At 67.2% G+C, this 5,284-nt stretch carries 8 protein-coding genes and 1 pseudogene; 7 read left to right on the forward strand and 2 right to left on the reverse strand.

Annotation, left to right across the window (positions count from 1 at the left end):
- From istB to VIM19_02805, 4 genes and pseudogenes are all read left to right on the forward strand, one after another.
- A partial coding sequence (gene istB, locus VIM19_02790; GenBank protein ID HEY5183838.1) for an IS21-like element helper ATPase IstB occupies nucleotides 1-734 on the forward strand: 734 nt, incomplete at its 5' end.
- A 73-nt stretch (nucleotides 735-807) separates the two neighbouring features.
- Nucleotides 808-1,470: pseudogene (locus tag VIM19_02795) on the forward strand (GrpB family protein).
- Between the two features lie 83 nt (nucleotides 1,471-1,553).
- Complete coding sequence (locus VIM19_02800; protein ID HEY5183839.1) at nucleotides 1,554-1,931, forward strand: VOC family protein; 378 nt, start codon at nucleotides 1,554-1,556, stop codon at nucleotides 1,929-1,931.
- Between the two features lie 179 nt (nucleotides 1,932-2,110).
- The gene (locus VIM19_02805) at nucleotides 2,111-2,569 is read left to right on the forward strand and encodes an ester cyclase (protein HEY5183840.1); all 459 of its coding nucleotides are present in this window, start codon (nucleotides 2,111-2,113) and stop codon (nucleotides 2,567-2,569) included.
- A gap of 71 nt (nucleotides 2,570-2,640) precedes the next feature.
- Here VIM19_02805 and VIM19_02810 read toward each other — a convergent pair whose 3' ends face one another.
- Nucleotides 2,641-2,853 (reverse strand): hypothetical protein, encoded by a 213-nt coding sequence (locus tag VIM19_02810; GenBank protein ID HEY5183841.1) that lies wholly within the window; start codon nucleotides 2,851-2,853, stop codon nucleotides 2,641-2,643.
- A 389-nt stretch (nucleotides 2,854-3,242) separates the two neighbouring features.
- Nucleotides 3,243-4,019 (reverse strand): helix-turn-helix transcriptional regulator, encoded by a 777-nt coding sequence (locus VIM19_02815; protein ID HEY5183842.1) that lies wholly within the window; start codon nucleotides 4,017-4,019, stop codon nucleotides 3,243-3,245.
- A 160-nt stretch (nucleotides 4,020-4,179) separates the two neighbouring features.
- Between VIM19_02815 and VIM19_02820 the strand changes: the two genes are divergently transcribed.
- The 3 genes from VIM19_02820 to VIM19_02830 form a co-directional block, all read left to right on the forward strand.
- Nucleotides 4,180-4,461, forward strand: a complete 282-nt coding sequence (locus VIM19_02820; protein HEY5183843.1) for a hypothetical protein — start codon at nucleotides 4,180-4,182, stop codon at nucleotides 4,459-4,461.
- A 426-nt stretch (nucleotides 4,462-4,887) separates the two neighbouring features.
- Nucleotides 4,888-5,106: a PLDc N-terminal domain-containing protein gene (locus tag VIM19_02825; GenBank protein HEY5183844.1), complete on the forward strand. Its 219-nt coding sequence runs from the start codon at nucleotides 4,888-4,890 to the stop codon at nucleotides 5,104-5,106.
- A 47-nt stretch (nucleotides 5,107-5,153) separates the two neighbouring features.
- Nucleotides 5,154-5,284 (forward strand): IS630 family transposase (locus VIM19_02830; GenBank protein ID HEY5183845.1); only part of this gene is annotated, 131 nt, incomplete at its 3' end.

The following is a 5,284-nucleotide window of genomic DNA, read 5'->3' on the forward strand; positions in this document are numbered from 1 at the left end:
GAGACCGCTACGGCGAGATCGCCGACGCCGCCGGCCGGGAGCAACTATCCTACCGGGCCTTCCTATCCGAGCTGCTGCTGGCTGAGTGCGACGACCGGCAGGAACGCCGCGCCGCCCGCCGGGTCCACGAAGCGGGCTTCCCGCGCCCCAAGACCCTCGCGGACTTCGACTTCGCCGCGAACACCGCCATCAACCCCGCGACCATCAACACCCTGGCGGGCTGCGGCTGGGTCAGCAAGGGCCAGTCGCTGTGCTTGATCGGCGACAGCGGCACCGGCAAAAGCCACCTGCTCATCGGGCTCGGGACCGCTGCCGCCCAGGCCGGCCACAAAGTGCGTTACGTCCTGGCCGCCAAGCTCGTCAACGAACTCGTCGAAGCCGCCGACGAACGCCAGCTGTCCCGGACCATCGCACGCTACGGCCGGGTCGAGCTCCTTTGCCTCGACGAACTCGGCTACATGGAACTGGACAAGCGCGGCGCAGAGCTGCTGTTCCAGGTCCTCACCGAACGCGAGGAGAAGACCGCCGTCGCGATCGCCAGCAACGACAGCTTCAGCGGCTGGACCAAGACCTTCACCGACCCCCGTCTGTGCGCCGCCATCGTCGACCGACTCACCTTCGGCGGGAACATCATCGAGACCGGCACCAGCAGCTACCGACTCGCCCACGCCCGCACCCAACGACAACAAGGTGGGGCCACTTCAAACCGTCACAGTGGGGCCAAATCGAGTTGACACGGCCACGCAGGGCCCGAACAGGTGACTTGAGGTCGGAGAGCGTGCCGATGAGCGTGCGTGCGAAGTGCCGATGCAGTGCGCCACTCTGCAGGGGACGATCCGGCGATCGCGCTCACCGCCTGGTCGCCCAATCTGTCCTACCGCAGATGCCTCACGTAGGTTGCTCGACGTGATCACCGTCGTCGACCACGATCCCCGCTGGGTCGACCGCTTCGAGGCTCTTCGCACCGAGTACGCCGCCGCCTTCGCTGCCGCCCGAGTCCCTGTTGTCGCGATCGAGCATGTCGGCAGCACATCGGTTGAGGGCCTCGCAGCCAAGCCGGTGATTGACAGCGACATCGTGATCGCAGCTGAAGATGTCGTGGCCGCGTCCGCAGTCCTCGTTGGGCTGGGGTTCGTGCCTCGCGGTTAACGTGGCATTCCGCAGCGCTGGGCCTTCTACCAACCCGAACGGCTCGCCGACACCCACACCTACGTCGTCGTCAATGGTTCACTTTCGCACCGAAACCACCCTGCCGTGCGGGAACTCCTTCGCAAGGACGGGGCTCTCCGGCGCGAGTATAGGGAGGTCAAGAAGCAGGTCGCCATGACCGCCGTCGACGTGGACCAGTACGTGCAGGGCAAGAACGACATCCTCCAGCGGATCCTCGCCGTCGCAGGGCTGAGTGAAGCAGAACGCGAATCCATCCACTCCGCGAATCGCAACCCGCCGACCCGACCGCCTACTGAGTAAGCTCCCCGAACCGATCACGGGAAGCCTCACTCGCTCTCCGTCGTCGCCGGTCACGCTGAGGATGGCCCTTCGAGGAGGAGCGAATGTCGGACTCGATCAGACTCGTCTGCGCCGCGCTCGACTGCCCGGACGCCGGGACCCTGGCCGCGTTCTACGCCGAGATCACTGGTGGGAAGGTCACCTACCTCGACGAGGCCTGGGCCACCGTGACCGGACCCGGCGGACGGATCGACTTCCAGACCGCACCGGACTACAGGCCGCCGACGTGGCCAGACCCGACCTCGTCGATGCAGATGCACCTGGACTTCGACGTCGAGGACGCAGATGCCGCCGAGGCGCGGGTCCTGGCAGCCGGTGCGACCAAGTACGACTACCAGCCAGGCGACCACTTCCGGGTATACGCCGACCCGGCCGGTCACCCCTTCTGCCTGTGCACCGAGGATGTCCCCGAGCAAGCATGACTCGTTTCATCGTCAACATCGGTCAACGGGATTGGCGTCTGAATTCCGCCGAAACGCGCCGCGGTGCCGATGCAGAGCGCATCGAGTCTTGCGCTGCCTTCCTTGCTCAGGGTTGGAGGTGCTGCCAGGCTGCACTCGGTGGGCCCGCTGGGCGGCGCCCTCGACAAGGGGGTCTGGTGGTGACGACGAACAAAGAGTTGGTCCGCAGGTTCTTCGAGGAGTTGCTCACCCAGGGGGATCTGTCCTGCTGTGAGGAGATCGCGGCCGCGACCTACGTCGAGCACGCGGTGGCGCCCTTCGGTCGGGACGCACCCGGCGCGGTCGATGGGCCCAGCCACCTGCGGAACACATCCGAGTGGCTGCGGGAGCAATTTCCCGACGTGGTCATGACGATCGAGTCGATGGTCGAGGAGGGTGACCTCGTCGCCGTCCGGGTTCACTCGCAAGGCACCAACCTGGGCCCTCTCAACGGAGTGGTCCCACCCACTGGACGACGGTTCACGGCACACCAAAGCCACTGGTTCCGCATCGCAGACGATCGGCTAGCCGAGCACTGGGCCACTCGCGACGACCTGCCCACCATGATCCAGCTCGGTGTCGTCCGGCCACCCGGACCACCGGGATCGCCACTCAACTGACCTGCACAATCTCGGCTGCCAAGGCCGTCTGGAGAGCCCCGAGGTGAACCTCTGCAGGGCGGGGGTGGCGGCTACCCGACCGGTCTAGCGCCGCCGACCTCGATGTCGACGTACATCCCGTCAGCCCGGTGATCGTCGGCGTCGCAGAACAGCGTGTACGAGCCGTGCGTGAGGTGGATCTTGACGGTCACCCAGCCCGGCGTTTCTGCGATGCCGCTGATGTCTTGGTCGAGGCCGTCGGAACCCTCGAGCGAGTAGTTGTGGGCCGTGCTGTCGTCTTTCACGCTCAGCGAGTACGTTCCCGGCCTCAGGTCGAGGACCCGATTCGGCGATCCGGGGTAACCCAGGGCCGTCTGCCCGGCGTACGTGAGCGATATGCATGCGCCAGCTTTGGGCAGGGCCTACGGGTTCGTGCAGAACTCGCCGACAAGCTGCCGCCACACGACCGCTTGTGCAGCAGCCGGGCTGGCGGAGACCAGAGCAGCGGCTAGCGGTGCCCCGAGCGCAACCACGGCGAACCGCCGGCCCGAGCTTGTACCTGTCGCAGCTCGTCGCATGCTGATTGATCGGTTCGTATGGCTGCTCCTGGGTCTGAACAGTCCCGTGGACGGGTGGGCTTTGAGGGTTGTCCCTCGGTGCCTGCCCGGCGCCCGTGGCGGAATCCTCGCGCTGTTCAGCTGGCGAGGACGTCGCGCATCCGGGCCAGGGCCTCGGTGCGGCTGCCGACCTTGAGCCGGGCGTAGATGTGCTCGAGGTGCTTGCGGACCGTGCCCTCGGACAGCCCGAAGTCCCGGGCGATCTGCCGGTTGGTGTGCCCATCCGCCACGCGGCGCAGCAGCTGCAGCTGCCGCGGCGTCAGGGCGGGCACGGTGCGCCGCCGAGCCTCGACGTGCTCCCGGATCTGGACCAGGTGGGGGCGCAGCAGGGTGAGCAGCAACCGGTCGCGTTCGCTGTACGGCCGGTCGCTACCCTCCCGCGCCAGCAGGATTCGGCGCTCCAGGCGGCCCTGCGGGGGCAGGCAGACCAGCAGCTCGTGCCAGACCCCCATCCGGCGGCTGTACTCGCCCATCACCAGCCGGGCGTACTCCCGCTCGGAGTAGAAGTCCGTCCACATGGTGACCCGCTCGTGGTCGCCGGACAGCTCCGGCCAGCTGCAGGCCACGCAGTCCCAGTAGGCGTCGAAGAACTGTGCGTCGGACTCCTCGTCGTCCTCGGGCAGGTCCGCCAGGACGATCTCCTGCCCGGCGGTCACCTGCCGGGAGCGGGCGTCCATGACGAAGAAGCTCACGCAGGCGGAAGGGATCAGCTCAGCCAGCCCGCGCAGCACCTGCTCGGGGATCTCCGGGCCATCGTCGTCCACCGCTTCCGGGCAGACGACGTCCAGCAGCCGACGCAGGTCCTGCTCGCTGACACTGGTCAAGGCACTCACGGCGGCCTCCTCGCTGGTCACCACCAAACGGTAGGCCCGGATCAGCCACCTGGAGCATACGTAGTTCGGCGTACCCGGAGGCTGGGTCGCCCCGTGTTCGCGGAACTGCGTATCGACGCAACCGCTCCGGGGAGCCCAGCCTGGTCACGACCCCGATCCCGCCTCACCCAGGGAGCACCCCATGACCCGACTGACCCGCCGCCTCGTGTTCGCCGTCACGTCCGTGCTCGGTCTGCTGGCGCTGCCCGGCACCGCGTTCGCCATGCCCGCGCCGATCCCGCCCGACACCAGCGTCTCCGACCCGACACCCGTGATCATCGAGAAGATCACCTCCACCGCCTCGGTCGCGCTGTGGCAGCTCGCCCTGGTCGCGATGACCGCCGCCATCGTCACGGCCGTCGCGGTTAGCGTTCTTACCCGGCTGACCAGCACCTCCCGACGCACCCACCCACAACCCGCCTGACCACCCCTCACCGGACTCCCCAGCAGGCGCGCCGACCGGACAACCATCCGCACACGGACGCGCCGCATCCACACGGCGACGGCCCGGCCCGCAACAGCGGTGCCGGGCTTCGTCATGTCCAGGCAAAGAAGGATTCATGACGAGAGAGACCCTGCAGCACGTGAACACGCACACGTTGATCGGCTTCCCGACAAGAGGCACAGGCGCGCACCGACTCCCGCTGACACCTCGCAACGACATCGACCACACAACCACCTGCTCCGGGATGCATCACTGCGCCGCGAACCAGCCGCCTCTACGTGCCGATCCTGGGGCCGGTCGAACGGGCAGGAGGTGCGGATTCCCAGGAGTCTTGGGCGAGGATGGAGTCCGCTGGATGCAACGCCGGAGCGATGGGTCTGGCCCCGCTCGGAGGAAGGAGTGGCCGTGACCACCACGAATGCCAACGCCATCGGCACCGGCATCGCGGTTGGAGCCGTCCTCGCCGCTCTCGCCTTCTGGGGCTACTGCCTGTTCGACTTCACCAGGACCGACGAGTCCGAAATGCGCACCTTCGTGAGACCTGTCTGGATCATGCTCCTCGTCTTCACGAACATCTTCGGTGGACTCATGTGGCTCTACTACGGACGGCCACAACGGCGCTAGTGGTGTGTCTCGCATTTGACTAGCAGTTTAGGGGGTACTCTTCGGGCATGACCCGAGCCCCTGCTGTTCCGCTGGACATGACGCAGGGTCAGCGGGTGGCGCTGGAGGCGTTGGCGAGAGCGCAGGGCGCGCCGCATCGTCAGGTGCAGCGGGCGAAGGCGCTGCTGATGGCTGCCGA

The sequence above is a fragment of the Actinomycetes bacterium genome (assembly GCA_036510875.1).
Taxonomy (GTDB): Bacteria; Actinomycetota; Actinomycetes; order Prado026; family Prado026; genus DATCDE01.